Raw genomic sequence first — 25,978 nt, 5'->3', positions numbered from 1 at the left:
CAGGGGGTATGATTCCTGTCTTGCAGGGGAGGGAATGCGATGCAGTTGGAAGAGATGGAGGCGAATGCCGGACGTGCGGTGACCCTGCTCAAGGCGCTGGCCAATGAACGGCGCTTGTTCATTCTGTGCCAGTTATTGGACAGAGAGCTATCGGTAGGGGAACTCAACGGGGTGCTTGGACTGAGTCAATCGGCCCTGTCACAGCATCTGGCGGTGTTGCGGCGCGATGAGCTGGTGGCGACGCGAAAAGAGGCCCAGACGGTCTACTATTCGCTGCGCAGCCATGAGGTACGCGAGATGATTGGATTGTTGCACAGGTTGTATTGCAGCGAACCCAAATAAAAAACCGGCACTAAGGCCGGTTTTTTTAGCTTTGTTCAGCCGAAGCTGATTAAGCCATGGCTTTGATCTGGGAAGACAGGCGGCTCTTGTGACGAGCAGCTTTGTTCTTGTGGATCAGGCCTTTGGTCGCCATACGATCCATGATCGGCTGAGCAACAGCGAAAGCGGCAGTGGCTGCAGCCTTGTCGCCAGAGGCGATGGCAGCGATCACTTTCTTCAGGTAGGTACGGGTCATGGAACGACGGCTGGCGTTGTGCTGACGACGTTTCTCTGACTGAAGAGCACGCTTCTTAGCAGATTTGATGTTAGCCAAGGTAAAACTCCTAAAACTGTCTTAGCGAGTGTATTGAAAAGGCCCGGAAATATGCCTTCCCAACCACATATTGTCAAATGATTTGTGCAAATAAACACCGCCCCCCGGTGGTGTGTCAGTTGGGAGACGGTTAAACTGTCGGCCGATTCTAACAGCATTCTTTTCTTTCTGACAGTTCCAGAGGCCTCGTCTTGAGTAAGAAATTGATCAAATCCGGCATGATAGTGTCCGGAATGACGCTGGCGTCCCGCGTGATGGGCTTGGTGCGCGATGTGGTCATCGCCAATCTGCTCGGTGCCGGGGTGGCCGCAGACGTCTTCTTCTTCGCCAACCGCATTCCCAACTTCTTGCGCAGGCTGTTCGCAGAAGGGGCTTTCAACCAGGCCTTCGTGCCGGTGATGACGGAGTACAAGAAAAACGGTGACGAGCAGGCCGTGCGCGAGCTGCTGGCTGCGGTGGCGGGCACCCTTGGGGGTATAGTCACCATAGTCACCCTGCTCGGGGTGCTGGGCTCGGGTGCGCTGACTGCCATCTTTGGCTGGGGCTGGTTCTGGGACTGGCTGCACGGCGGGCCGGCGGCCGAGAAGTTCGAGCTTGCCAGCCTGATGCTCAAGATCACCTTCCCCTATCTCTGGTTCATCACCTTCACCGCCATGGCCGGTGCCATCCTCAACACCTTCGGTCGCTTCGCCGTCTCCTCCTTTACGCCGGTGTTTCTCAACCTCACCATGATTGCGGCGGCCTGGTGGATAGCCCCGTTGCTGGAGCGACCCGAGATCGCGCTGGCGATCGGTGTCTTCCTTGGCGGCCTGGTGCAGTTTCTGTTCCAGTACCCCTTCCTGCGTCAGATCAACATGCTGGTGTGGCCCAAGTGGGGTTGGCACCATCCCGGTGTGGTGAAGATCCGCACCCTGATGATACCGGCGCTGTTCGGCGTCTCGGTCAGCCAGATCAATTTGCTGATCAACACCATGCTGGCCTCCTTCCTGGCGACCGGGGCCATCAGCTACCTCTATTACTCGGATCGCCTGCTGGAGTTCCCCCTCGGTCTGTTCGCTGTCGCCATCAGCACAGTGATCCTGCCGGCGCTGGCCAGGAAACATGTGGATGCAGATCCTGCCGATTTCTCCCGCACCATGGATTGGGGGGTGCGCATGGTGATGCTGCTTGGCCTGCCCGCCATGGTAGGGATTGCGGTATTGCGCGAACCCATACTGCGGGTGCTGTTCATGCGCGGCGAGTTCGGCATGCACGAGGTGGCCATGTCGAGCGCCAGCCTGCTGGCGTCCACCACGGGCTTGCTGTCGCTGATGCTGATCAAGGTGCTGGCCCCTGGCTACTACGCCCGCCAGGACACCAGGACCCCGGTGCGGATCGGCATCATGGCCATGGTGGCTAACATGGTGTGCAACCTCATCTTCATCTATCCGCTTGGCTATGTGGGGCTGGCGCTCGCCACCGCCTGCTCCGGCACCCTGAATGCGGCCCTGCTGTTCAAGGGACTGTATCAGCAGGCGGTCTATCGCCCTTCCCGCAACACTGGCCTGTTCTGCCTCAAGCTGCTGGCAGCGACCGTGCTGATGGGGGGCGTGCTTGGCTATCTGTCACCGGATCTTGCCCAGTGGGGGGCCTGGAGCATGGGCAAGGCCACTCTGGAGCTGACCTTGCTGCTCTGCCTTGGGGGCGCATTGTATGGAATCGTCCTGCTGGTGCTGGGGGTCAGGCCAAGACACCTGAAATCGGGTCAGCAATGAGGCTGATGAGGCCCGGGTTCCGGGCCAGATACCTGAAATCGGCTCAACAGCAGGGCTGACCCTGATTGCTGCCTGATATATAATCCGCCGATTTCCATGGCAGCAACGCACAAGGCACTGATGGAGCTCATTCGCGGCATTCACAATATCAAGCCCCGTCACCGGGGCTGTGTATTGACCATAGGCAACTTCGATGGGGTTCATCAGGGACACCATGCGGTGTTGGCCCGCTTGCAGGAGAAAGCCGCCCAGCTTGGCCTGCCCGCCTGCGTCATGCTGTTCGAACCGCAGCCCCTTGAGCTCTTTGCGGGGGATGCCGCCCCTGCCCGGCTCAGCCGCTGGCGAGAGAAGTACGAAGCCCTCAAGGGGATGCAGATAGATCGCATGCTCTGCGTGCGGTTCACGCACCGCTTCGCCGAGCAGGCCGCCAGCACCTTCATCGAGCAGCTGCTGGTGGAGAAACTTGGCGTGCACTACCTGGTGGTGGGCGATGATTTTCGCTTCGGCAAGGGGCGGGAAGGGGACTTCCACCTGCTGGAGGAGGCGGGTCATCGCTTCGGCTTCGAGGTGATCAGCACCCAGAGCTTCCAGGTCGAACGCCAGCGGGTCAGCAGCACCCTGGTGCGCGAGGCCTTGAAGGCCGGGCGGATGGCGGAGGTGGAGCTGATGCTCGGCCGCCCTTATGCCATCAGCGGCCGGGTGGCCCACGGCGACAAGCTGGGGCGCACCATAGGTTTTCCTACCGCCAATATCGCGCTCAAACGGCAGGTGATCCCGGTCGGTGGCGTGTTCGCGGTGGAAGTGTTATGTTCCGGCAAGACCTTCCCCGGTGTCGCCAATGTGGGTGTACGGCCGACCTTGAGCGGTACACAAGCCAGATTGGAAGTACATCTATTTGATTTTTCTGGTGATCTATACGGTCAGCAGGTCAAGGTGCTGCTTCGCCACAAGCTGCGCGAAGAGCAGAAGTTTGCCTCTTTCACCGCCTTGAAAGAGCAGATCGAACGAGATGCCCTGGCGGCCCGAGCCTGGTTCGGGCTGCCACCATTCAATTTACCCAGCACTCTTTTAGAAAAGAAGGGAACCCAGGACTGATGAGCGACTATAAACACACCCTGAATCTGCCGGAAACCGAGTTTCCGATGCGTGGCGATCTGGCCAAGCGCGAACCCAACATGCTCAAGCGTTGGTACGATCAGGATCTTTACGGCGCCATTCGCCGCGCCAAAGCGGGCAAGCCTTCTTTCATTCTGCATGATGGCCCTCCCTACGCGAACGGCAGCATTCACATCGGTCACTCGGTCAACAAGATCCTCAAAGACATCATCATCAAGTCCAAGGGCCTCTCCGGCTTCGACTCCCCCTATGTGCCGGGCTGGGATTGCCACGGTCTGCCCATCGAGCTGAAGGTGGAAGGCATGGTCGGCAAGCCGGGGGAGAAGGTTTCCGCCGCCGAGTTCCGCGCCGAGTGCCGCAAATACGCCAAGACCCAGATCGAGGCGCAGAAGACCGATTTCATCCGCTTAGGCGTGCTGGGTGACTGGGAACACCCCTACCTGACCATGGATTTTGGCACCGAAGCCAACATCATCCGCTCCATGGCCAAGATTGTCGCCAATGGCCACCTGCACAAGGGTTCCAAGCCAGTGCACTGGTGTACCGACTGTGGCTCCGCGCTGGCGGAAGCCGAGGTGGAGTACTACGACAAGAATTCTCCCTCCATCGACGTGCGCTTCAAGGCCGTCGACGAGGCGGGCGTTGCCGCCAAGTTCGACTGCCCTGAAGGTCACTTCGGCCGTGGCCCGCTCTCTGCCGTGATCTGGACCACCACCCCCTGGACCCTGCCGGCCAACCGCGCCATCGCCATGCACGCCGATCTGGACTACGCCCTGGTACAGGTGGAGGGTGACAACCCCGAGCGCCTGATCCTGGCCGCCGAGCTGGTCAAGGACGTGATGGACCGCGCCGGTATCGAGAAATTCCACAACCTGGGCTATGCCAAGGGCGCGGCGCTCGAGCTGCTGCGCTTCAACCACCCCTTCTACCGCTTCGACGTGCCTGTGGTGCTGGGTGATCACGTCACCCTGGATGCCGGTACCGGCGCCGTGCACACCGCCCCTGGCCACGGTCAGGAAGACTTCGTGGTCGGTCAGAAGTACGGTCTGGAAGTGGCCAACCCGGTGGGCAGCAACGGCGTCTACCTGCCGGATACCGAACTGTTTGCCGGCCAGCACGTGTTCAAGGCCAATGCGGCCGTGGTCGAGGTGCTGACCGAGCGTGGCGCCCTGCTGCACCACAAGGTGTTCAACCACTCCTACCCGCATTGCTGGCGTCACAAGACCCCGATCATCTTCCGTGCCACCCCCCAGTGGTTCATCAGCATGGAGCAGAAGGGGCTGCGCAAGCGCGCGCTGGAAGAGATCGAGCGCATCGAGAAAGATGGTATCAAACAACACGGCCAGAGCGGCTGGGTGCCGGCTTGGGGCAAAAACCGCATCCAGGCCATGGTCGAGAACCGTCCTGACTGGTGTATCTCCCGTCAGCGTACCTGGGGCGTGCCCATCTCCCTGTTCGTACACAAGGAGACTCAGGCGCTGCACCCTGAATCCGTGCGCCTGATGGAAGAGGTGGCCAAGCGGGTCGAGCAGTCCGGCATCCAGGCCTGGTGGGATCTGGACAAGGCCGAACTGCTGGGCAGCGACGCCGACCTGTATGACAAGGTGCCAGACACCCTGGACGTCTGGTTCGACTCAGGTTCGACCCACTCCTCCGTGGTAGACGCCCGTCCCGAGTTCAACGGCAACCCGGCCGACATGTATCTGGAAGGCTCTGACCAGCACCGCGGCTGGTTCATGTCCTCCCTGATGATCGGCGTGGCCATGAAAGACAAGGCTCCGTACAACCAGGTGCTGACTCACGGCTTCACCGTGGACGGCCAGGGCCGCAAGATGTCCAAGTCCATCGGCAACGTGGTCAGTCCGCAGGACGTGATGAACAAGCTGGGCGCCGACATCCTGCGTCTGTGGGTAGCGAGCACCGACTACACCGGCGAGATGACCGTCTCCGACGAGATCCTCAAGCGCTCCGCCGATGCCTATCGCCGTATCCGCAACACAGCCCGCTTCCTGCTGGCCAACCTGAACGGCTTCAATCCGGCGACCGACATGGTGGCACCTGCCGACATGGTAGTGGTGGATCGCTGGGCCGTGGGTCGTGCCAAGGCGGTACAGGCCGAGATCATGGCTGCGTTCGACGAGTACAACTTCCACGGCGTGACCCAGAAGCTGATGCAGTTCTGCTCCATCGAGATGGGCTCCTTCTATCTGGACGTCATCAAGGATCGCCAGTACACCGCCAAGGCGGACAGCCTGGCCCGTCGCTCCTGCCAGACCGCCCTCTATCACATCGCCGAGGCCATGGTGCGCTGGATGGCGCCCATCATGAGCTTCACCGCCGACGAGATCTGGGCTCTGCTGCCGGGTGAGCGCGGTGAGTTCGTGTTCACCGAAGAGTGGTACGACGGCCTGTTCGGACTGGAAGCGGGCGAAGTGCTGAACGACGATTTCTGGGCCGAGATCCTCACCGTGCGCGGTGAAGTGAACAAGGCGCTGGAAGCCGCCCGTGGCGAGAAGCGCATCGGTGGCTCCCTGCAGGCCGAGCTGACCCTGTTCGCCAAGCCCGAGCTGGCCAAGCGCCTGAATGCCCTGGCCGATGAGCTGCGCTTCGTGCTGCTCACCTCCAAGGCCAAGGTGGTGGTGGCTGACACAGCACCGGAAGGTGCCGTTGCGACCGAGCGCGATGATCTGTGGCTGAACGTGGCCCAGTCTGCTGCCGCCAAGTGCGACCGCTGCTGGCACCATGTGGAAGACGTGGGCACCATAGCCGGTCACGAAGAGATCTGTGGCCGCTGCGTCACCAACGTCGAGGGTGACGGCGAAACGCGTCAATTTGCCTGATGAACATGACTCAAGACACTCAAAAAACCGGCCTGCGTTGGCTGTGGCTGGCTGTGCTGGCCTTCGTACTGGACCAGGCGAGCAAGCTCGCCGTGGTCAAGCTGCTGCCGTTTGGCTATCCGGGGGTGGAGATCACCCCCTTCTTCAACCTGGTGCATGTCTACAACAAGGGCGCCGCGTTCAGCTTCCTGGCCGATCAGGGGGGCTGGCAGCGCTGGTTCTTCGCGGTCCTGGCGTTTGCCATCTGTAGCCTGCTGACGCACTGGCTGCGCAAGCAGTCGGTCACCCAGCGCTGGAGTGGCATCGCCTATTCCCTCATCATCGGCGGCGCCCTTGGCAACGTCTTTGATCGCCTGGTGCTGGGCCACGTGGTCGATTTCCTCGATTTCTACTGGCAGCGCTCCCATTGGCCCGCATTCAACCTGGCGGACAGCTTCATCTTCATCGGCGCCGCCATGATAGTGCTGGAAGGCTTCCGCTCCGAAAAGCAGAAGGAGGCGGCATGAGCCAGGCCATAGGTGCTGACAGCAGCGTGCTGTTCCACTTCTCCATCAAGCTGGAAGACGGCTCGGTGGCCGACAGCACTGCGTTGCACGGCAAACCGGCCCGCCTGCGGATGGGCGACGGCAGCCTGACATCGAGCTTCGAGCAGTGCCTGCTGGGGTTGCAACAGGGAGAGGCCAAGAGCTTCACGCTGGCGCCCGAGCAGGCATTCGGCCTCTCCAATCCCGACAACATCTACCATCTGGACAGAGCCAAGTTTGGTACCGATGTGGAGCCAAAAGTCGGCACCATCATCCTGTTCGATCAGCCCAATGGCAGCGAGCTACCAGGCATCATACGGGCGGTGGAAGGGATGTCGGTCACGGTCGATTTCAACCACCCGCTGGCGGGCCACACCGTCACCTTCGAGGTGGAGATCCTGGGTGTGGATGACGAGGAGAAGGTGCACTGATGGACATTCTGCTGGCTAACCCCCGTGGTTTCTGCGCCGGTGTCGACCGTGCCATCAGCATAGTCGAGAGCGCTCTGGAGAAATTCGGTGCCCCCATCTATGTCCGTCACGAGGTGGTACACAACCGCTATGTGGTGAACAAGCTCAAGGATGCGGGAGCCGTGTTTGTCGAGGAGCTCGACGAGGTGCCGGACGACAGCATCGTCATCTTCTCCGCCCACGGCGTTGCCAAGACGGTGCGCGAGATGGCCAAGTCCCGTGCCCTCAAGGTGTTCGATGCGACCTGTCCGCTGGTGACCAAGGTGCACATGGAAGTTCATCGCGCCAGCCGCAAGGGTTCCGAGGCCGTGCTCATCGGTCACGCCGGTCACCCCGAGGTGATCGGCACCATGGGGCAGTACGAGAATCCGGAAGGGGGCATGTATCTGGTGGAAACGCCGGACGATGTGGCCAGGCTCAAGGTGAAGAACCCGGATGACCTCTGCTTCGTCACCCAGACCACCCTGAGCGTGGACGAGACCTCGGACGTCATCGATGCGCTGCGCAAGCACTTCCCCAAGATCCAGGGGCCGCGCAAGGATGACATCTGTTACGCCACCCAGAACCGTCAGGATGCAGTCAGGGAGATGGCCGGGCTGGTGGATGCCATGCTGGTAGTGGGATCTCGCAACTCTTCCAACTCCAATCGCCTGCGGGAGCTGGCCGAGAAAGTGGGGGCGCGAGCCTACCTCATCGACGATGCCTCCATGATTGAATCCCCCTGGCTGGAAGGGGTCGAGCGTATCGGGGTGACGGCGGGGGCCTCTGCCCCCGATGTGCTGGTTCAGAATGTCATCGCCCGTCTGCGTGAGCTGGGTGGCAAGATAGTGACAGAACACCCGGGTCGCGAAGAGAACGTGGTCTTCGAGGTGCCGCCCGAGCTTAGAATCATTTGAATGTGGCCAGGATGGCCTAAGAATAAAGAGTGATGTTCCTGATGCCGGATTTGTCGCTGCGACCTATCCGGCATTAGACTAACAAGACCGCCAGTCACCAAGGATGGGATATGATTGGGTTCTATCGAGGCTTTTCCCTCATTGAATTGATGATTGTCGTCGCCATAGTGGCGATTCTTGGCACCATTGCTTATCCCTCATATCAGCGCTATCTGCTGGCCAGCCACCGTATTGATGCAAAAAAGATGCTGTTGGATGCCGCCAACAGACAAGAAACCTATTTTATGGACTTCAATCGGTACACCTCATCCGCTGCCGACCTGAATATCTCCGACGACTCCGAGTCCGGGTTCTACCATCTGGTCATCTCTGCCGGCACCAATACGTTCATTCTCTTTGCCACGGCTTCCGGCGCACAAGGTTCCGATAGCGACTGCATAATCTTCTCCATCGATCAGGATGGCACCAGAAGCGCCACCCGACTCGGCGATACCGTCAACGACGCCTGCTGGGACTAGCCGATGAAACGACAACACCGTCACCAGATGACCGGATTCAGCCTGCTGGAAGTGATGATAGCCGCAGTGGTGCTCTCCTTTGGTCTGTTGGGCTTGGTTGGCATGCAGGCCACGGCCAAGTTTTCCGGCTATGAGGCCCGCCAGCGCACCATTGCCAACTGGCTGGCAAATGACCTCGTTGAGCGCGCCAGGATCAACCAGGACAGCTGGACTGCCCAGGGCACGACAGTCGTGTCCGGCAACACTATCCTGAACATGCCGAGTTGTGCCAACAGCAATGGCACCATGTCGGATTGCAGCAGGACCGAGCGGCAGGCGCTGGATCTCTTCTATTGGCAACAGTCCCTGCTTGGCTCCGCCGTGTCCGGTGCAGCCTCATCTCTGCAGGCCCCGGTCGGCTGCGTGATCCGTGGGGCCAACAACAGCCTGACGGTGGGGATCTTCTGGCGCGGCCGGGAGTCTCTGTCTGATGGCGCCGATGCGGTCACCGCCGTGCGCAACAGTTGTGGGCTGGGGAATGCCGCAGATCGGCAGAGGCGTCAGTTCGTGCTGACGACCACGTTATGAGTGCCCGTGGCTTTACCCTGGTCGAGTGGCTGATCGCCATGCTGATCGGCGTATTTCTGGTCGGTGGCGGCCTGAGCATCTTTGTCGCCTCCCGCGCCACCACTGAGGATGCCTTCGATCAGAGCGAGCTGCAGGAGAATGGCCGTATCGCCATGCGCCTGCTCACCCAGGACCTGAAATGGGCTGGCTTTTGGGGGGACTACACCGGTTCTCCGATGGTGGTGGGGTTAGGAGTTACCGTAGACGCGAAGCCATCAGCTAACAATTGTCTAAATAATTCGGGTCAAGAAGGCAGTTTGCCATCGAGCATGGGTGCTAACAGATCACTTTGGGTGGTAAGAATAAATGCCAGCAAGGCAATTGTGGGGGGGGCGTTTTCGTGTATCCCTGTTAGTGAACGTATAGCTGGCACGGATGTCATTAGTGTAAAAAGACTAATAGGCCACGCCTTGCCATCATTATCGACAGCTGCTGATCTTATTAAAAATGACGATAATAAATATTATATGGCTACAACGACGCAGGCCGCACATATATTCCCCATTGATGAAGCTCGTGGCGATAAATCTATTCCTGTAGATATAAATGATGAAAAAATGCCTAACCGTCAATTTTGGGTGTATCAGCATTTTTTATACTATATATCTCCGAACGATAAAACTGGTAATCCAGAACTTAAAAAGCGTTTTCTGACACCTAATGGTGGTTCGGTGGTGATTGGTGGTGCAATGGCAGAGGGGGTTGAAAAAATCAGCGTGCTATTTGGTGTCGACGACAGCCCAGTACCGAATGGCGTCATCGATCGCTATGTGGCAACCAGTAATGTGACCGAACAGGAATGGAGTGAAGGTCGGGTCGTGGCGGCACGCATCTTTATCTTGGTGCGTTCACTGCAAGCGTCCGGCAGTTATGTAAATAACAATGTCTATCAAGTTGGTGATGTACCAGTTTTTGGAAATGGCGATGGTTATCGCCGTCTGCTATTGGAATCGAGTGTTTCATTACGTAATCCAACGGTAATAGCAGGAGGGGGGAAATGAGATCCCAGCGCGGTGTGGCTCTGATCGTTGCCCTGATCATTTTACTGCCCCTTACCCTGATTGCCGTGGTGGTGATGCAATCTTCGGGGCAAGACCTCAAGATGGCAGGCTCGTCTGCCAGCTTTCGGCAGGCGGAGCATAGGCTCGAAGGCATTATCGAAGCCGCGATGCAGAGCAACAACATATCGACTGTGATTGCCGGCATGGGCTCCACTCTGGGGGCCAGTGCGGCGATCAGCGTCAATAGCAGCAATGCTTCGGCAGCTGTCGCTCTTACCAATCGCACCGAAACCGTCTGCAAGCGTAAGGTTGACGCCAGCAGCAGCAATGTGATCCCTGCGTGCAAGTATGTCGAGCTGCAGGCCAATGTGAATTATGGCAAATATGTTCGCCCGTTGACTTGGATTGCGGGTGTAGAACAACCACTGCTCACCGAATAGGAGCGAAGGATATGTGGTTACGACGACTTGGAGTGATTTTATGCTGGTGTAGCCTTGTTTTGGGCATTACATCGACGAAAGCCGATGACACCGAGCTGTTTATTTATGACTTCAACAAGGCGGGGGACTTTCGCCCCAAGGTGCTGCTGATATTCGATAACTCGGGCAGTATGAGAGACACCATGGAGCAGATCAAAGAGGCCTATAATCCGGCTACGGTATATCCCGCTCTGAGTAATGACCCAGATTCCAGTAATAGCAAAAAATATATCTATTTTTCAACGGATGGAAGTGTTCCTGCGATCACCACCAGTAGGCGATTCTCCGACAAGCTGAATGCCTGTGCGACTTCAAAAACGCCATTGTCGAATATTGGTTATTTTCAGTCGCAAATGTGGAGTTATGAGGTTACGAGTGGTAACCCACCAGGACGTGGGCGAGGTGAATGGAATTCGCTCAGTGGTGATCAAGAGGACGATATCAATCTGGTAGATTGCAAGCAGGATATTACGGCAAGCAACCCGGCTAATCCCTATAGCGGTAGCTGGACGGTTGGGGCTGGTTATCCAGTAGACAAGGACAGTAGCAGAAGTGGTGAGTGGTTTTACACGACCAATAAAAATAATGCCGTCAATGCCAGCAATACCGCTGTGACCATTTATTCTGCAAATTATATCCGCTGGTATCATGGCCCAACCGGATACTCAGTGGAATCTCGACTCCGTATTGCCAAAGATGCAGTGAAAGGCTTGATTTCATCCACGCCAGGGGTGGACTTTGGTCTGGCTATCTTTAATAGAAATGATGATAGCGATAATAATGGTGGACGCATTGTCAGGGATATATTAGGCAGTGAGATTACCTTGGCAAATGGCAAGACGGGGGAGCAGGACCTGCTGGACCGGGTTGAAGGTTTGACCGCCAGTACCAATACACCGCTATGCGAGACGTTGAGTGAGGCATATCAATTCTTTGGGGGCAAGAGCGTTGTGTATGGACTGCAAGGTAGCCCGAGAGATACTACAGCCGAGAGTCCGACTGGTACCTATGAGGCACCCTATGATAACTGCTCAAATAACGGCTATGTCATCTATATCACCGATGGCGAGCCGACCCAGGACGGTGATGCGAATACTCTTGTCCAGGGACTGATAACTACATTGTCCAGCGATGAAAAAGCGGCCTATGGGACTGTGGTTTCTTATGGTTCTGGAAGAAACAGAGAAAACAGCTATCTGGCTGCCTTGGCCGGTTATATGAAGCACAAGGATGTCAATGCAGTTTCACCAGGGACCCAGACTGTGACCACCTTTACCGTCGGATTCGGTGATGAAGCCATCTCGGGGGCGGGTAATCTGCTGGCGGAGACGGCCAGACGGGGAGGTGGTGAGTACTACCCAGCGACCGATGCCTCAGCCTTGACCGACGCGCTAAAGGCCTCTTTGCTGGCGATCCTGCGTATCAATACCTCACTGGTGTCCCCTGCGATTGCCAGCAACAACTTTGACCGAACCCGTAGCCTCAATAACATCTATTACGCCATGTTTGAACCGGATGATGGTCCTAGGTGGCGGGGCAATCTGAAAAAACTGGTATTTTCCCCGGACGGCTACGTTGCTGACAGCCGAGGCCTGCCCGCTATCAAGTTTGATGGCACCATCATCGACAGCGCCCAGACCTTCTGGTCATCCGGCCGTGATGGCAACAAGGTGGCTGAAGGGGGGGCCCAAGAGATGCTGGCGGCAAAAAGCAATCGTAGCCTCTATGTGATCAATAATGCCCAGAATCGACTCGATGCGCTCACCAAGGCAAATCTGGTGACGCAGGCGGGCAGTGAGGCGGCGCTCACGACCTGGATGCAGGCCAGCAGCACGACAGATCTGGATGCACTGATCAACTGGACCAAGGGGCTGGATGTCGACGACGAAGATTTTGATACGTCGACCCTGATCCGTAGCCACATCATGGGAGACCCCCTGCACTCCCGACCCCTGGTGTTGAACTATGGCCCTCAATCCGGCAACCCGACCGATGCGCCTGATTTGCGGATCTTGTTTGGGACTAATGCGGGCTTCCTTCATATGTTCAAGGATATGGGCAGCACCATAGACGAGAGTTGGGCCGCCATTCCCTATGAGTTTTTACCCAATCAGAGGGCATTGCGTATCAACGCCGAATCTGCGGACCATATTTATGGTGTTGACTCCTCTCCTGTCGCCCTTGTCAAAGATGCCAATCGCAATGGGGTGTTGAAATCTTCAGAGAATGACTTCGTTTGGGTATTCACCGGATTGAGGAGCGGTGGCAAAGCCTATTACGCCTTCGATATCTCCAGCCCCAATACGCCGACGCTGAAATGGCACCTGAACTCCCAGACGACGGGTTTTGGCGAGCTGGGGCTGACCTGGTCGGTGCCTGAGGTCGCTTTTGTGCCTGGTGTCACCACGCCAGTGCTGATCTTTACTGGCGGTTATGACGTGAACAAGAGTGCCCAGGGGTTGGGTGCGAATGACAGCATGGGGAGGGGGATCTATATCGTCAACGCCGAGACAGGGGCCCTGGTGTTCAGTGCGACCCCGGCAGCTACCTCAACCACCAATCTCCAGGTAACAGGGATGGCCGACAGTATGCCTGGCTCGGTGGCCACCCTGGACAGTGATGGTGATGGCAAGACCGACCGCATCTATGCGGGGGATACCGGAGGCAATATCTGGCGCATGGATCTCCCTAATGCCACCAAATCAGATTGGCGGGTATTCAAATTTGCCAGTCTGGGATCCGACAGCACTCAGGCTGCTGATCGCCGCTTCTTTACGCAGCCCATAGTGGTGCGCACCATCAACAAGGAGGTGACGAGTACGGTGGTGGGGGGAAATACGGTCTATTCCTATCAGGATCGCCCCTTTGATGCTGTGCTGATCGGCAGTGGTGATCGCAATCGTCCTTCCTCGGAAGCGACTGTACGCAATGGTTATTTCATGTTGCGTGACTATGACGTCATGCCCCGTTCAGCTACTGCGCAGGCGAGAAACCCCATCTTGATCTCCGATCTTTATGATGTGACCTCTGATCCTTTGTCTGCCCAGACAAGTCCAGATGGGATATTGGCGACCAAAGCGGGGATCACCACCGCCAAGGGGTGGGTCAACTGGTTGAACGAACCCGGCGAGAAGTCCATGGGGGCGGGCGTGGTGTTGCAGGGCAAGCTTTACTTCACCTCCTTCCTGCCTCAGGTGCAGTCCTTCCAGCAGTGCACCATCCAGTCCATCGGTGCGGCGCGTCAGTATATGGTGGACATGCACTATGGCAGCTCCTTCCGTTATGTGGTCGATCTCGACGGCAATGAAACGCCGGAACGCTACGTGGAAGTGCAAAACAAGGTGGCGGATGATCTGGTGGTGCATGCCGGGGATGATGCCAAGGTCCGTATCATCGGAGGAGGTGTTGGGGAGGAGGTGATTCTCAAGGATGAGGGGGATGGTGAGCCTGAGCGCTGTACTGGTGCCGGGGAGTGCAACCAGGGCGCGGAAGAGGCGGAAATGGACATGTCGCCCAAGAAAATTTACCTGTATGAAGGAGAGGCGCAATGAAACCACTGAGTACGGTGTTGGGCCTGAGCCTGTTGTTATCGGGGGCGGCGCTGGCGGAGGACATGAAGTGTTACGCCGAGCTGGCGAATGGGCAGCGAGTCGTGTTGCACGGTTCTGTTACGGACAGTTCTCCCCAGGCCGTGCACGAGAAATTCAGGCTGAGAGGGTATGAGGTCGACGGGGCGGTGCAGCCGGTGAAAACACTGTTGGAGTGCCGCCAGCTGGGGGAGAAGTTTCAGTCAAAAGAGGGACAGCAGCAGGACGTCAGCCAGTTACGCTAGTGAGCCGGGGTTTTCAGGGGCAGACGTTGGCCTGGGTTGATTGACTGGAGCGTCCCGATTGGGCAATGACCAAGTTGACTTGGGCATTGCCTGAGCTGCAGAGGCTGATAGTGGCATTGCTGCCGAGGCTGGTGCCATCCGGGCTGAAGGTGGTGGAAATCCGGTTATTGGAGATTGTCAGTGTTCCGGCAAATGCAGCGGTTCTGGCCAGAAATTGATCGCTGTTGTTCAGAATGTTGTCTGCCGGAGCATCATTATCGACGAAGACCAGCAACTGGGTCGGGTTGGCTGTGACGCAGTTGTCGCTGGCATTGGCCAGGCAGGCGGTGACTGATTGCTGGTTGTCGATGGCTTGGCTGCGGGCAAAGCGCAGGTATTTCAGGAGAGTGCGTGATTCAAATCGCAAGCTGTTCTCACTGAGCAGGCTCGACATGGCCGGAGCGCCAATCCCGAGCAAGATGACCCCGAGACTGACGGCTATCATCAGTTCCAGCAGAGTGAATCCTTTCACATCCTTGATCATGGCAAATATCTCCCTCGATTAGTTACATCTTATCTCCAGACAGCCAGAACACCAGTGCAAAGGCCAAGTGTTGAGCTGGCACAGCCAGCCCCTTTTCTTTATCATTCCCCATCATTTTCGAATTCAAGATGCATCGCCATGGCAAAAGCCCTCTCTCTGATGCTTGCCCAGTTAAATCTGACGGTAGGCGCCATCGAAGATAACTGTGACAAGGTGCTGGCTGCCGCCGCAGAGGCCGACCAGCAAGGCGCCGATCTGCTGGTCTGCTCCGAGCTGGCGCTGACCGGTTATCCGCCTGAAGATCTGCTGCTGCGCAGCGATCTGATGATACGGGTGGAGGCGGCCCTGGCGCGTGTCGCGGCCTGGCAGGGTCGTTGCGCCATTCTGGTGGGACACCCCTGGCGTGAAGGAGACGCGCTCTACAATGCAGCCTCTCTCTATGAGCAGGGCAATCTCATCGCCCGTTACTTCAAGCAGGATCTGCCCAACTACGGGGTGTTCGACGAGAAGCGTTACTTCACCGCGGCGAGCGATACCTGCGTGGTGTCGTTCCGTGGCCACCAGCTGGGCTTGCTCATCTGTGAAGATCTGTGGCAACCGGGCCCGGCACTCGCGGCCAAGGCGGCCGGTGCCGAGCTGCTGCTCACCATCAATGCCTCTCCATACGATCAGGAGAAACCCTGGATCCGCCGCGAGCTGATGGCCGAGCGTTGCGAGCAGACCGGTTTGCCGCTGGTTTACCTCAATCAGGTCTGTGGTCAGGATGAACTGATCTTCGATGGTTGCTCCAAGGTGTTCAACGGCCAGAGCGAGCTGACCCACAAGCTGACCCCCTTTGCCGAAGAGCTGGCGTTGGTGCGCTTTGTCGACGGCCAGCCGTTGAAAGAGCGGGAACCGGCTGCGCCGCTGGAGCCCCTGGCCGAGACCTATCAGGCGCTGGTGCTGGCGGTGCATGACTACGTCACCAAGAACGGCTTCCAAGGAGCCGTGCTGGGCCTCTCCGGCGGCATCGACTCCGCCCTGACGCTTGCCATCGCGGCCGATGCCATAGGTGCGGACAAGGTACAGGCGGTGATGATGCCGTTCCGCTACACCGCTCAGATGAGCGTGGAAGATGCCAAGGAACAGGCCGAGCGGATGGGGGTCGAGTTCAACATCATCTCCATCGAGCCCATGTTTGAAGGCTTCATGACTCAGCTGGCGCCGCTGTTTGAGGGGACGGCCCGGGATACCACCGAAGAGAACCTGCAGGCTCGCTGCCGTGGCGTGCTCTTGATGGCGCTCTCCAACAAGCGTCGCCGTATCGTATTGACCACCGGCAACAAGAGCGAGATGGCGGTCGGCTATGCCACTCTGTACGGTGACATGGCGGGCGGTTTCGACGTGCTGAAAGATGTGCCCAAGACCCTGGTCTTCAAGCTGTGCGAATATCGCAACTCGGTCGACTACGTGATCCCGCAGCGGGTCATTGATCGTCCCCCTTCGGCAGAGCTGGCACCGGATCAGGTGGATCAGGACAGCCTGCCTCCCTACGACATCCTGGACGCCATCCTCAAGCGCTATGTGGAAGAAGACGCCTCGGTCGCCGACATGGTGGCGGAGGGCTTCGAAGAAGCCGTGGTGCGCAAGGTGATCCGTCTGGTGGATCTCAACGAGTACAAGCGCCGTCAGGCTGCCGTCGGGCCCCGCATCACGGCTCGAAACTTTGGTAAGGATCGCCGCTACCCCATCACGTCCGGGTTCGGCAAACAGAACTGGTAAGGAGTCACCATGAAGAAGATTGAAGCCATCATCAAACCGTTCAAGCTGGACGATGTGCGCGAAGCCCTGGCCGAGATCGGCATCAACGGCATGACTGTATCCGAAGTCAAAGGCTTCGGACGCCAGAAGGGCCACACCGAGCTCTACCGCGGTGCCGAGTACATGGTCGACTTCCTGCCCAAGGTGAAAGTAGAGCTGGTGGTGCAGGACGAAGAGCTGGACGCCTGTCTGGAAGCGATCCAGAACACCGCCCGCACCGGCAAGATCGGTGACGGCAAGATCTTCGTCTGCGAGGTGGAGCGCGTGATCCGCATCCGTACCGGCGAAGAGAACGAAGACGCGATTTGATGTGATGGATGTGCCTCGACACGACCAAGCGTACGAAGATGCCGCCCCCTTGATGTCAGGGATGCGTCTCGTGGTGGCGGTAGGCCTGCTGATGGCGCTGACTGCTTGCAGTAGCCGGCCACCGGCCCAGCCGGAAAACCTGTGCCAGATCTTTCGGGAAAAGCCGGAGTGGCACAAGGCGGCACTCAAGATGAACGAGAAGTGGGGGACCCCGGTGCATGTGGTGATGGCCATGATGTATCAGGAGTCCTCCTTCGTGCACGATGCCCAGCCGCCGATGCAATACTTCCTCTTCATCCCGACCGGGCGCGCCAGCTCTGCCTATGGCTACGCCCAGGTCAAGGATGAGACCTGGGACGATTACCAGCGTGAAACCGGCAACGGCTGGAGCGATCGCGACGACTTCGCCGACGCCATCGATTTCATGGGCTGGTACACTAACAAGGCGCAGCGGCTCAATGGCACCTCCAAGTGGGATGCCTATGGCCAGTATCTCAACTATCACGAAGGCTGGGGTGGCTACCGGCGTGGCAGCTACCGCAGCAAGGGGTGGCTGATGAAGGTCTCCCGCAAGGTGGAGGCCCGTGCCCAACGCTACGGCGCCCAGTATCGACAATGCAAGGATCGGCTCCCCAGCGGGGGCTGGTTCTCGTAACCAATCAGGAGTCAGAAATGCCGTTATTGGACAGTTTTACCGTCGACCATACCCGCATGGCAGCCCCGGCAGTCCGGGTGGCGAAGACCATGCAGACCCCGAACAAGGACACCATTACCGTGTTCGATCTGCGCTTCTGCGTGCCGAACCAGGAGATCCTCTCCGAGCGCGGCATCCACACGCTGGAGCACCTCTTTGCCGGTTTCATGCGTGATCACCTGAACGGCAATGGGGTCGAAATCATCGACATCTCCCCCATGGGCTGCCGTACCGGCTTCTACATGAGCCTGATCGGCGCACCGGACGAGGCCCGCGTGGGCGCGGCCTGGCAGGCGGCCATGAGCGATGTGCTGACCGTGCAGGAGCAGGGCAAGATCCCCGAGCTGAACGAATACCAGTGCGGGACCTACAGCATGCACTCCCTGGAAGAGGCCCATGCCATCGCTCGCCACGTGCTGGAGCGCGGCATCGGCGTCAACCACAACGATGAGCTGGCGCTGCCGGAAGAGAAGCTGAAAAGCCTCTGAGCCAACAGCGGAAAAATGAAGAAGGCCGGTCAGTGACCGGCCTTTTTTTTGTGTCTGACGGGCTCAGGAGGGGAGCGGCATCACCCGGTTGCGACCCAGCTCCTTGGCCTTGTAGAGCAGCTTGTCGGTGCGCTCTATCAGGGCGTCCGCCGTCTCCTGGCCATTGTATTCCCCCACACCGAAGGAGGCGGTGATGTGATCGATGCGGCGGCCCGATTTGCGATCCAGCAGCGACATCCGCTCTATGACCCGGCGCAGGCTCTCCGCCATCTGGCGGGTCAGCGCCAGAGCCCGGCCCGGCACCAGCAGGGCAAACTCCTCCCCCCCGAGCCGATAGGCGGTGATCCCTTCCTTGCTGACTTCCCGCAGCCGCTTGCCGACGATGCGCAGCACCTGATCCCCCAGCAGGTGGCCATATTCGTCGTTGAAGTTCTTGAAACGATCGATGTCGGTCATGATCAACGAGAAGGGTTGCTTGTTGCGGATCAGGCTGTCCAGCTCCAGATCGAAGGCACGGCGGTTAAGCAGGGTGGTGAGAGCGTCCTCGGTGGCCATCTTGCGCGTCTCGTTCAGCGCCGCCTTGAGCTCCTTGATCTCCTTCTCGGCGCTGCTGAGCTGGTTGCGAAAGTGCAGGGTGGACATGCGCACATCCCGGGACTCGCGCACCAGCTCCCGCAAGATGGCCATGGTGTCGTCCAGGCTCAGCCCCTCGTCATCGATGAGGCTCAACTTGTCGAAGCTCTTGTCGAGCATCGCCTGGAACTGGCCGGTGTCGACCAGCGCATCCTGCATGGAGTGGCCGAGCTCGTTGGCCATGGCAACCAGATTGAGCTTCATCGTCTCCATCTGCTGTTCGTCCTGGCTGGCCAGATGCTGGTGATAGAGACGCTCACAGGTGGTGAGGGAGAAGGTGCCCTGCAGTTTTATGGCGTGATCGACGGCATGGTTCAGCTCGGGCATGGCGCCGGAGACATAGTTGTACCAAAGATGGTAATTGTTCGGGGTGGTGGGGATTTGATACTTGATCATCAGGGGGACCGCCTGCTTCAAATAGGCGGCCGATTGGGCGAACGAGTCCTTGCTCATGAGTTCCGAGTCTCACATACCTGCAAACTGTGCCCAGTATGACAGAGAGATTGGGCAAAAGGCAGTCGATGGATGCCATTAGCTCCCCCCTTCGATATAATGTCTGCGTTACTACCTACCCTAAGGCCTGCTTATGTCTCAAAAAGATCCTTTCCTCCAACGCGAGGCCGAAAAATACGATAACCCCATCGCCAGCCGCGAGATGCTGCTGGAACTCATCAAGGGCCATGAAAAACCCATGTCCCGGGAAGAGTTGGCCAAGGTCCTCAAGCTGACCGACGAAGAGCCGCTGGAAGCCTTGCGCCGTCGTCTGCGCGCCATGGAGCGTGATGGACAGCTCGTGTTCACCAGGAACCAATGTTACGCCCTGCCGGATCGCCTGAATCTGGTGAAAGGCTATGTGCTCGGCCACAAAGATGGATTCGGTTTTCTGCGTCCCGAGGGTGGTGGATCGGATCTCTTCCTGAACAACCGCGAGATGCAGCGGCTGATGCACGGTGACTACGTGCTGGTGCAGCCGACCGAGATTGACCGCAAGGGTCGTCAGGAAGCGCGTCTGGTGCGCCTGCTCAAGGCCCGCGAGGCGGACATCGTCGGCCGTTACTTCGTCGAGAACGGCGTTGGCTTCGTGGTGCCGGATGACAGCCGCATCGGCCAGGACATCATCATCCCGGACGGTGAGAACAAGGGGGCCCGCCAGAGCCAGGTGGTGGTCGTTCGCATCACCCAGCGCGCCACCGCCCGTATCAATGCGGTCGGTACCGTGCTGGAGGTGCTGGGCGAAAACATGGCGCCGGGCATGGAAATTGAAATTGCCCTGCGTACTCACGGCATCCCCCATACCTGGCCGGAGGAGGTGACCAAGGAGGTCGCCGGTCTGGGCGAGCAGGTGCCGGAGAAGGCCAAAGAGGGTCGCATCGATCTGCGCGCCCTGCCGCTGGTCACCATAGACGGGGAAGATGCCCGTGACTTCGATGACGCCGTCTTCTGCGAAGCCAAACGCGGCGGCGGCTGGCGCCTGTGGGTGGCCATCGCGGACGTTTCCGCCTATGTGAAGCCGGGGACGGCGCTGGATGCCGAAGCCTATCAGCGCGGCAACTCCGTCTATTTCCCCGAGTTCGTGGTGCCCATGCTGCCCGAGGTGCTCTCCAACGGCCTCTGCTCCCTGAACCCGCAGGTTGACCGTCTCTGCATGGTGTGCGAGATGACCATCTCCGCCGCCGGCCGCATGTCCGGTTACAAGTTCTACGAAGCGGTGATGAACTCCCACGCCCGCATGACCTACAGCAAGGTGGCGGCGATCCTGGATGGCGAGCCCAAGCTGCGTCAGCAGTACGAGCCGCTGGTGGGTCACATCGAGGAGCTCAACAACCTCTACAAGGCGCTCAAGCACGCCCGTCACCAGCGTGGCGCCGTGGAGTTCGAGAGCGAGGAGACCCGCTTCATCTTCAACGCCCAGCGCAAGATCGACCAGATAGTGCCGCTGGTGCGCAACGACGCCCACAAGATCATCGAAGAGTGCATGATCCAGGCGAACGTGGCGGCCGCCCGCTACATCGAGAAGAACGAAGCCTCAGCCCTGTTCCGGGTGCACGACCGTCCGGGCGAAGAGCGTCTGACCGGTTTCCGCGACTTCCTGGCCGAACTGGGCCTGGAGCTCAAGGGAGGCCTCGAGCCCGAGCCGAAGGACTTCGCCGAGCTGGCCGCCAAGTTTGAAGGGCGCCCGGATGCGGAGCTGCTCTCCACCATGCTGCTGCGCTCCATGCGTCAGGCCATCTATCAGGCCGACAACATAGGTCACTTCGGTCTGGCGCTGAAGTCCTACGCCCACTTCACCTCGCCGATCCGTCGCTATCCCGACCTGATCCTGCACCGTGCCATCAAGTACCAGACGGCCAAGGAGCAGCAGGGCAACCTGCGCCACAAGTGGACGCCGAGCGGTGGTTACCACTACCAGCTGGAAGAAGTGGATCCCATGGGCGAGCACTGCTCCATGACAGAGCGCCGTGCCGACGATGCGACCCGCGACGTAGCCGACTGGCTCAAGTGCGAGTACATGCTGGATCACGTGGGTGACGACTTCGACGGCGTCATCGCCAGCGTCACCGGCTTTGGCTTCTTCGTGCGCCTGGCGGATATCCACATCGACGGTCTGGTGCACGTCAGCACCCTCACCAACGACTACTACCAGTTTGATCCCCTGCACATGCAGCTGATCGGCGAGAACTTCCGCCGTCGCTACCGTCTGGGTGACAAGGTGCGGGTCAAGGTGATGGGGGTGAACCTGGACGATCGCAAGATCGATTTCGTGATGGTGGAAGAGCCGCTCCAGGCCACCGGCAAGAACGCCAAGGAGATGGCGCGCAAGCAGGCCGAGATCAAGAAAGAGAAGGCCAAGAGCGCCCAGCGCCACGAGAAACGCAAAGAGGGCAAGGATCACGGCAAATCCGACAAGGGTGGCCGCGCCAAGCCCAGCAACAGACGACCGAGCAAAAACGCTCGCGACAAGGCCAAGAGCACTAAATGAGTACAGAACTGATCTACGGCATTCACGCTGTATCCGCGCTGCTTGAGCGCACCCCGGAGCGTTTCATCGAGGTATGGGCCCTCAAGGGGCGCGATGACGACCGGCTGCAACCCTTGCTGACCGAGCTGGAATCCCTCGGCATCAAGGTGCAGAGCGTGAACCGCAAGACGCTCGATGACAAGGCGGAGGGCAACAATCACCAGGGCATCATGGCCAAGGTGATAGAGGCGCCCAAGCTGGCCGAGCACGACCTGGCCAGCCTGCTGGACGGCCTGGCGGTGCAAGAGACAGCCCCCTTCCTGCTGGTGCTGGACGGGGTAACCGATCCGCACAACCTCGGCGCCTGCCTGCGCAGCGCCGATGCGGCCGGGGTCCATGCTGTGATAGTGCCGCGGGACAAGGCCACCGGCCTGACCTCCATAGTGCGCAAGGTCGCCTGTGGCGCCGCCGAAGTGGTGCCGCTCATCCAGGTCACCAACCTGGCGCGCACCCTGCGCGAGTTGCAGGAGCGCGGCGTCTGGATAGTCGGCACCGCCGGCGAGGCGGACCACGACCTCTATCAGGCCAAGCTGACCGGCCCCATGGCGCTGGTGATGGGCGCCGAGGGCAAGGGGATGCGTCGCCTGACCCGCGAACATTGCGACGAGCTGGTGAGCATACCGATGGCGGGGGCGGTATCCAGCCTCAACGTCTCGGTGGCGAGCGGCGTCTGCCTGTTTGAAGCCGTGCGTCAGCGCCGCAGCTGACACCGTGATGATGGACAGACCTCCCTTTTTCCGGGACAGGGTCGCAGATGAGCAGGAGGCCAGGCGCCTCCTCTCTTTTGCCCGGCCGCTGACCCTGGCCCCCAAATCCTGCCTCTGGCACGCCGGTGACAGTCCGGATCTGCTGATCAGGGTGGAGCAGGGGTTGCTGCGGGCCAGGGTAGTGCTGGCGGATGGGCGGGAGTACATCAAGGAGTTCTACTGGGAGGGGGACGAGTTTCTCGACTTCCACCACCTGCTCAGTGGCGAACCCGCCCGCTACAGCGTGGAGGCGCTGGAGCCTTGCCGGTTGCAGCTGTTCCAGCTGGCCGATCTGCGCCAGCTCTCCTGCTGGTCCGCCTGGTATCAGCACCTGCTGGAAGTGCAGCTACGCATCAAGGAAGAAAAAGAGCTGCTGCTGTTGACCGAGAGCCCCCAGGCCCGCTATCAGCACTTCCTGGACTGCTTTCCCGCGCTGGATGCCAGGGTGCCGGATCACCAGATCGCCGCCTATCTCGGCATCAGCCCCATCAGCCTGAGCCGCATTCGCAAGCGGTTGAAAGCGCTTAACAAGCAGTAGTGTTGCCGATGCGCCATGAGGGGTTGTGTTGCCACCAGATATCAAACCTTTCATACAGTGCGTCTCGGCATCACGCCTGCCAGTCAGCCTGAGCCGCATTCGCAAACGGCTTAAAAGTCTTAACAAAGGTTAATGCCGCCCTGGCTGCGCTCGCCTATGCTGGCAGGCCGAATTGATAAGGAGTCGCCGATGAACTGGATCCTGAAACCCTGGTCTGCACTGACCACGGACGAGTTGTATGAGTTGCTGGCATTGCGGGCCGAGGTGTTCGTGGTGGAGCAGAGCTGCCCCTTCCAGGATCTGGATGGGGTGGATCGCCGGGACGGTGTGCTGCACCTGCTCGGTTATGAAGGCGATCATCTGGCCGCCTATGCCCGCATCATGGCCCCCGGCATCGGCGACGCCGGTGGCGCCGCCATAGGCCGGGTGGTCACCTCCCCCCGGTCGAGAGGGGGCGGTCTGGGCCACAGCTTGCTCGATGAGGCGGTGACCGCCTGCACGGCCCGCTGGCCGGCGCACAGCATCTGGCTCGGTGCCCAGGCTCACCTGCAGGGCTTCTACGGCCAGCACGGCTTCGCGCCGGAAGGGGAGGGCTATATCGAAGACGACATCCCTCACATGGGGATGCGCAAAGCCCCCTGAGTCGATGGCAAGTCCAGGGAGCCTTCATGAGCTGGCTCCCACATTGCTGCGACGCAAACGGGTATGATTTCGTCCCCTTGTTGATTGGAACCCCGTCGTGACCCTCCCCATCTTCGCGGCCATCTTGCTGGCCGCCTTGCTGCACGCCCTGTGGAATGCGCTGGCCAAGCGCCAGGCCGAGGGGCGTGTCAGCGTGTTGCTGGTCTCCCTCTGCTCCGGCCTCTTCTCCCTGCCTTTCCTGCCGCTGGTGGGGTGGCCTGCCCCGGTCGAGTATCCCTGGTTGGCACTCTCCATCCTGTTGCACTGCGGATATTGCCTCTTTCTCGGTCGGGCCTACCGTTTGGGGGAGTTTGGCCAGATCTATCCGCTGGCCCGTGGCAGCGCGCCCCTGGTGACCCTGCTGCTCGGCGCCCTGCTGCTGGGGGAGGTGCCCGGTGTCGTGGCTGTGGCGGGGGCCATGGTGCTGGTGGGCGGAGTCTTGCTGATGGCCTGGCGCGGCGGCATCCGGCTGGCGCCTGCGGCCCTGTGCGCCGTGCTGATCACGGCGCTGTTTACCGCCGCCTATACCCTGTCTGACGGGGTCGGGGCCCGCTCGGCGGGGGAGCCGATACGCTATACCCTCTGGCTCTTTACCCTGACGGCCCTGATGATGCCGCTGCTGATGAGATGGCAGAGCCGCACCGCCTTGCGCAGCCTGACCCGGGCCGAGTGGTATTCGGGCGCCCTGGGCGGCGCCCTCTCGCTGCTTGCCTATGGGATCGTCATCTGGGCCATGACCCTGGCCCCCATCGGGCTGGTGGCGGCGCTGCGCGAGAGCAGCGTGCTGTTTGCCGTGCTGCTCTCCTGGCTCTGGTTGGGGGAGCGGCTGGGGCGGGTCAGGCTGATGGCGGCCCTGGTGATCCTCTGCGGCATATTGTTGATCCGGCTTGGCTGAGGGGAGAGGCCGGATCGTTCGTCGACTCAGGGGGTGACTTCGGAGAGCAGGCTGAACCCCTCCTCTGCAGGGGCGAGCCGCACCCTGACCTGACCCAGCTCCGCCAGAGTGCCGGCATGGGTGCCGCCGCAGGGGATGGTCAGCTCTTTTCCCTCAAGCGTGCAGTGCCAGTAGCGGGAGTCGATGATGGCCTCGCCTGCGCGCGAGCGGCGGATCTCGCCCCCCGCAGCCAGCCAGTCGGCGAGCTGCCGGTTGACCGTTTCTTCTATCAGCGCCAGATCCGCCAGCAGCGCCTCGCCGTTGACCCCCTTCTTGCGCAGGCTCTTGCCGATGCGGTAGTGCTCCCGGGAGCCCAGGGGCTCGACCCGCGAGCTCTGGATGGCGAGGCGGTCGAAGTCGGGCTGATCCAGTGCATCGCGCTCGCTCACCTCCTTGCGCCAGTAAGGGACGAGTGCCCGGTTGAGGGCCTGCGCCACCAGATGGCAGCCGCTGTGGCCCAGACTCAGGGCGTGGCGGGCCTCGGCGTCCACAATCAGTTCCACCTGGGTGCCGATGGTAAGTTGATGGGAGTCGGCGAGGGGATGCACCACCACGAAGGTCCAGCCCTCGGCGCCCCGCTTGACCGGAATATCCTGATCCACGAACAGCCTGCCTTCCGGGCTGATGGCCCCCATCCGGCAGGCGCCCACGGCCGCCTCGCCGCCATCCCAGCGCACAGTGCCCACATCTCCCGGTTGATCGGGCCAGAGGTGGCTCTGGGGGTGGAAGGGGGTGAGATCGGTGACCAGCAGGCTGGGTTGCCCCTGCTCGCAATAGACGACGCAGGCCTGTTCCTGATGATGGCCCAGCACGAAGCTGACTCGGGTATGTTCCATGGCAAGGCTTCCGCAACGAGAAATGGAGAAGAGAAAGCGGCAGCATACGCCAAAGCGGGGGCCGGCTCATTAACCTCTGTTAACGA

The 25,978-nt window shown here is 59.8% G+C and carries 26 protein-coding genes; 22 read left to right on the top strand and 4 right to left on the bottom strand.

Annotated features, from left to right (window positions below; all coding sequences use genetic code 11):
* Positions 1-39 precede the first annotated feature (39 nt).
* Positions 40-342 (top strand): ArsR/SmtB family transcription factor, encoded by a 303-nt coding sequence (locus HB860_RS15745; protein WP_202047411.1) that lies wholly within the window; start codon positions 40-42, stop codon positions 340-342.
* 49 nt (positions 343-391) lie between these two features.
* On the opposite strand, the gene rpsT is transcribed toward HB860_RS15745, so the two are convergent.
* A complete protein-coding gene (gene rpsT, locus HB860_RS15740; protein ID WP_139436823.1) occupies positions 392-655 on the bottom strand; it encodes a 30S ribosomal protein S20 in 264 nt (87 codons plus the stop codon).
* A gap of 191 nt (positions 656-846) precedes the next feature.
* Here rpsT and murJ point away from each other — a divergent pair, with 191 nt between their 5' ends.
* The 12 genes from murJ to HB860_RS15680 all read left to right on the top strand — a co-directional run bounded on the left by murJ (position 847) and on the right by HB860_RS15680 (position 14,691).
* The gene (gene murJ, locus HB860_RS15735) at positions 847-2,409 is read left to right on the top strand and encodes a murein biosynthesis integral membrane protein MurJ (RefSeq protein ID WP_247627253.1); all 1,563 of its coding nucleotides are present in this window, start codon (positions 847-849) and stop codon (positions 2,407-2,409) included.
* 120 nt (positions 2,410-2,529) lie between these two features.
* A complete protein-coding gene (gene ribF, locus HB860_RS15730; RefSeq protein ID WP_247627435.1) occupies positions 2,530-3,504 on the top strand; it encodes a bifunctional riboflavin kinase/FAD synthetase in 975 nt (324 codons plus the stop codon).
* Entirely contained in the window at positions 3,504-6,365 is a 2,862-nt protein-coding gene (gene ileS / locus HB860_RS15725) for an isoleucine--tRNA ligase (protein ID WP_247627252.1), read from the top strand. The genes ribF and ileS overlap by 1 nt, the downstream gene beginning before the upstream one ends.
* Entirely contained in the window at positions 6,365-6,871 is a 507-nt protein-coding gene (gene lspA, locus HB860_RS15720; protein WP_247627251.1) for a signal peptidase II, read from the top strand. Before ileS ends, lspA begins: the two co-directional genes overlap by 1 nt.
* Positions 6,868-7,320, top strand: a complete 453-nt coding sequence (gene fkpB, locus HB860_RS15715; RefSeq protein ID WP_247627250.1) for an FKBP-type peptidyl-prolyl cis-trans isomerase — start codon at positions 6,868-6,870, stop codon at positions 7,318-7,320. The genes lspA and fkpB overlap by 4 nt, the downstream gene beginning before the upstream one ends.
* Positions 7,320-8,255 (top strand): 4-hydroxy-3-methylbut-2-enyl diphosphate reductase, encoded by a 936-nt coding sequence (gene ispH, locus HB860_RS15710; protein ID WP_247627249.1) that lies wholly within the window; start codon positions 7,320-7,322, stop codon positions 8,253-8,255. The genes fkpB and ispH overlap by 1 nt, the downstream gene beginning before the upstream one ends.
* Positions 8,256-8,365: 110 nt before the next feature.
* Positions 8,366-8,773: a type IVa pilus pseudopilin TppA gene (tppA, locus tag HB860_RS15705; protein WP_139436811.1), complete on the top strand. Its 408-nt coding sequence runs from the start codon at positions 8,366-8,368 to the stop codon at positions 8,771-8,773.
* 3 nt (positions 8,774-8,776) lie between these two features.
* Positions 8,777-9,340 (top strand): type IV pilus modification protein PilV, encoded by a 564-nt coding sequence (gene pilV / locus HB860_RS15700; protein ID WP_162852231.1) that lies wholly within the window; start codon positions 8,777-8,779, stop codon positions 9,338-9,340.
* Entirely contained in the window at positions 9,337-10,380 is a 1,044-nt protein-coding gene (locus tag HB860_RS15695) for a PilW family protein (RefSeq protein ID WP_247627248.1), read from the top strand. Before pilV ends, HB860_RS15695 begins: the two co-directional genes overlap by 4 nt.
* Positions 10,377-10,820, top strand: a complete 444-nt coding sequence (gene tppD, locus HB860_RS15690; RefSeq protein WP_247627247.1) for a PilX N-terminal domain-containing pilus assembly protein — start codon at positions 10,377-10,379, stop codon at positions 10,818-10,820. The genes HB860_RS15695 and tppD overlap by 4 nt, the downstream gene beginning before the upstream one ends.
* A gap of 11 nt (positions 10,821-10,831) precedes the next feature.
* Positions 10,832-14,410 carry a pilus assembly protein gene (locus tag HB860_RS15685; RefSeq protein ID WP_247627246.1) on the top strand — a complete coding sequence of 1,193 codons (3,579 nt, stop codon included), beginning with the start codon at positions 10,832-10,834 and terminating at the stop codon, positions 14,408-14,410.
* Positions 14,407-14,691 carry a TapY2 family type IVa secretion system protein gene (locus HB860_RS15680; RefSeq protein ID WP_247627245.1) on the top strand — a complete coding sequence of 95 codons (285 nt, stop codon included), beginning with the start codon at positions 14,407-14,409 and terminating at the stop codon, positions 14,689-14,691. Before HB860_RS15685 ends, HB860_RS15680 begins: the two co-directional genes overlap by 4 nt.
* Positions 14,692-14,704: 13 nt before the next feature.
* Here HB860_RS15680 and HB860_RS15675 read toward each other — a convergent pair whose 3' ends face one another.
* Positions 14,705-15,214 (bottom strand): GspH/FimT family pseudopilin, encoded by a 510-nt coding sequence (locus tag HB860_RS15675; RefSeq protein ID WP_247627244.1) that lies wholly within the window; start codon positions 15,212-15,214, stop codon positions 14,705-14,707.
* A 138-nt stretch (positions 15,215-15,352) separates the two neighbouring features.
* Between HB860_RS15675 and HB860_RS15670 the strand changes: the two genes are divergently transcribed.
* From HB860_RS15670 to luxS, 4 genes are all read left to right on the top strand, one after another.
* Positions 15,353-16,975 carry an NAD+ synthase gene (locus HB860_RS15670; protein ID WP_247627243.1) on the top strand — a complete coding sequence of 541 codons (1,623 nt, stop codon included), beginning with the start codon at positions 15,353-15,355 and terminating at the stop codon, positions 16,973-16,975.
* Between the two features lie 9 nt (positions 16,976-16,984).
* On the top strand, positions 16,985-17,323 hold the full coding sequence (gene glnB, locus HB860_RS15665; protein ID WP_025325723.1) for a nitrogen regulatory protein P-II: 339 nt from the start codon (positions 16,985-16,987) through the stop codon (positions 17,321-17,323).
* A gap of 61 nt (positions 17,324-17,384) precedes the next feature.
* Positions 17,385-17,978, top strand: coding sequence for a transglycosylase SLT domain-containing protein (locus HB860_RS15660; protein ID WP_247627242.1), 594 nt, complete (start codon positions 17,385-17,387; stop codon positions 17,976-17,978).
* Between the two features lie 17 nt (positions 17,979-17,995).
* Positions 17,996-18,505 (top strand): S-ribosylhomocysteine lyase, encoded by a 510-nt coding sequence (luxS, locus tag HB860_RS15655; RefSeq protein ID WP_017782209.1) that lies wholly within the window; start codon positions 17,996-17,998, stop codon positions 18,503-18,505.
* A gap of 63 nt (positions 18,506-18,568) precedes the next feature.
* Here luxS and HB860_RS15650 read toward each other — a convergent pair whose 3' ends face one another.
* Positions 18,569-19,591, bottom strand: coding sequence for a GGDEF domain-containing protein (locus HB860_RS15650; RefSeq protein WP_247627241.1), 1,023 nt, complete (start codon positions 19,589-19,591; stop codon positions 18,569-18,571).
* 133 nt (positions 19,592-19,724) lie between these two features.
* Between HB860_RS15650 and rnr the strand changes: the two genes are divergently transcribed.
* From rnr to HB860_RS15625, 5 genes are all read left to right on the top strand, one after another.
* A complete protein-coding gene (gene rnr, locus HB860_RS15645; protein ID WP_139436795.1) occupies positions 19,725-22,118 on the top strand; it encodes a ribonuclease R in 2,394 nt (797 codons plus the stop codon).
* Entirely contained in the window at positions 22,115-22,864 is a 750-nt protein-coding gene (gene rlmB / locus HB860_RS15640) for a 23S rRNA (guanosine(2251)-2'-O)-methyltransferase RlmB (RefSeq protein WP_025325727.1), read from the top strand. Before rnr ends, rlmB begins: the two co-directional genes overlap by 4 nt.
* Before the next feature lie 10 nt (positions 22,865-22,874).
* Positions 22,875-23,441, top strand: coding sequence for a Crp/Fnr family transcriptional regulator (locus HB860_RS15635; RefSeq protein WP_247627434.1), 567 nt, complete (start codon positions 22,875-22,877; stop codon positions 23,439-23,441).
* A gap of 189 nt (positions 23,442-23,630) precedes the next feature.
* A complete protein-coding gene (locus HB860_RS15630; protein ID WP_247627240.1) occupies positions 23,631-24,083 on the top strand; it encodes a GNAT family N-acetyltransferase in 453 nt (150 codons plus the stop codon).
* Positions 24,084-24,180: 97 nt separating this feature from the next.
* Positions 24,181-25,017: an EamA family transporter gene (locus HB860_RS15625; RefSeq protein ID WP_247627239.1), complete on the top strand. Its 837-nt coding sequence runs from the start codon at positions 24,181-24,183 to the stop codon at positions 25,015-25,017.
* Positions 25,018-25,043: 26 nt separating this feature from the next.
* Here the strand turns inward: HB860_RS15625 and HB860_RS15620 are convergent, their stop codons facing one another.
* Positions 25,044-25,892 (bottom strand): hypothetical protein, encoded by an 849-nt coding sequence (locus tag HB860_RS15620; protein WP_247627238.1) that lies wholly within the window; start codon positions 25,890-25,892, stop codon positions 25,044-25,046.
* Positions 25,893-25,978 lie beyond the last annotated feature (86 nt).

Source organism: Aeromonas genomosp. paramedia, assembly GCF_023093515.1.
GTDB lineage: Bacteria > Pseudomonadota > Gammaproteobacteria > Enterobacterales > Aeromonadaceae > Aeromonas.
This window is presented reverse-complemented; position numbering and strand designations above follow the sequence as displayed.

Coding starts and splice junctions, on each gene's coding strand:
- HB860_RS15745 (WP_202047411.1), top strand. CDS start 40: ATGCAGTTGGAAGAGATGGAGGCGAATGCCGGACGTGCGGTGACCCTG.
- ribF (WP_247627435.1), top strand. CDS start 2,530: ATGGAGCTCATTCGCGGCATTCACAATATCAAGCCCCGTCACCGGGGC.
- ileS (WP_247627252.1), top strand. CDS start 3,504: ATGAGCGACTATAAACACACCCTGAATCTGCCGGAAACCGAGTTTCCG.
- lspA (WP_247627251.1), top strand. CDS start 6,365: ATGAACATGACTCAAGACACTCAAAAAACCGGCCTGCGTTGGCTGTGG.
- fkpB (WP_247627250.1), top strand. CDS start 6,868: ATGAGCCAGGCCATAGGTGCTGACAGCAGCGTGCTGTTCCACTTCTCC.
- ispH (WP_247627249.1), top strand. CDS start 7,320: ATGGACATTCTGCTGGCTAACCCCCGTGGTTTCTGCGCCGGTGTCGAC.
- tppA (WP_139436811.1), top strand. CDS start 8,366: ATGATTGGGTTCTATCGAGGCTTTTCCCTCATTGAATTGATGATTGTC.
- pilV (WP_162852231.1), top strand. CDS start 8,777: ATGAAACGACAACACCGTCACCAGATGACCGGATTCAGCCTGCTGGAA.
- HB860_RS15695 (WP_247627248.1), top strand. CDS start 9,337: ATGAGTGCCCGTGGCTTTACCCTGGTCGAGTGGCTGATCGCCATGCTG.
- tppD (WP_247627247.1), top strand. CDS start 10,377: ATGAGATCCCAGCGCGGTGTGGCTCTGATCGTTGCCCTGATCATTTTA.
- HB860_RS15685 (WP_247627246.1), top strand. CDS start 10,832: ATGTGGTTACGACGACTTGGAGTGATTTTATGCTGGTGTAGCCTTGTT.
- HB860_RS15680 (WP_247627245.1), top strand. CDS start 14,407: ATGAAACCACTGAGTACGGTGTTGGGCCTGAGCCTGTTGTTATCGGGG.
- HB860_RS15675 (WP_247627244.1), bottom strand. CDS start 15,214: ATGATCAAGGATGTGAAAGGATTCACTCTGCTGGAACTGATGATAGCC.
- HB860_RS15670 (WP_247627243.1), top strand. CDS start 15,353: ATGGCAAAAGCCCTCTCTCTGATGCTTGCCCAGTTAAATCTGACGGTA.
- glnB (WP_025325723.1), top strand. CDS start 16,985: ATGAAGAAGATTGAAGCCATCATCAAACCGTTCAAGCTGGACGATGTG.
- HB860_RS15660 (WP_247627242.1), top strand. CDS start 17,385: ATGCGTCTCGTGGTGGCGGTAGGCCTGCTGATGGCGCTGACTGCTTGC.
- luxS (WP_017782209.1), top strand. CDS start 17,996: ATGCCGTTATTGGACAGTTTTACCGTCGACCATACCCGCATGGCAGCC.
- HB860_RS15650 (WP_247627241.1), bottom strand. CDS start 19,591: ATGAGCAAGGACTCGTTCGCCCAATCGGCCGCCTATTTGAAGCAGGCG.
- rnr (WP_139436795.1), top strand. CDS start 19,725: ATGTCTCAAAAAGATCCTTTCCTCCAACGCGAGGCCGAAAAATACGAT.
- rlmB (WP_025325727.1), top strand. CDS start 22,115: ATGAGTACAGAACTGATCTACGGCATTCACGCTGTATCCGCGCTGCTT.
- HB860_RS15635 (WP_247627434.1), top strand. CDS start 22,875: ATGGACAGACCTCCCTTTTTCCGGGACAGGGTCGCAGATGAGCAGGAG.
- HB860_RS15630 (WP_247627240.1), top strand. CDS start 23,631: ATGAACTGGATCCTGAAACCCTGGTCTGCACTGACCACGGACGAGTTG.
- HB860_RS15620 (WP_247627238.1), bottom strand. CDS start 25,892: ATGGAACATACCCGAGTCAGCTTCGTGCTGGGCCATCATCAGGAACAG.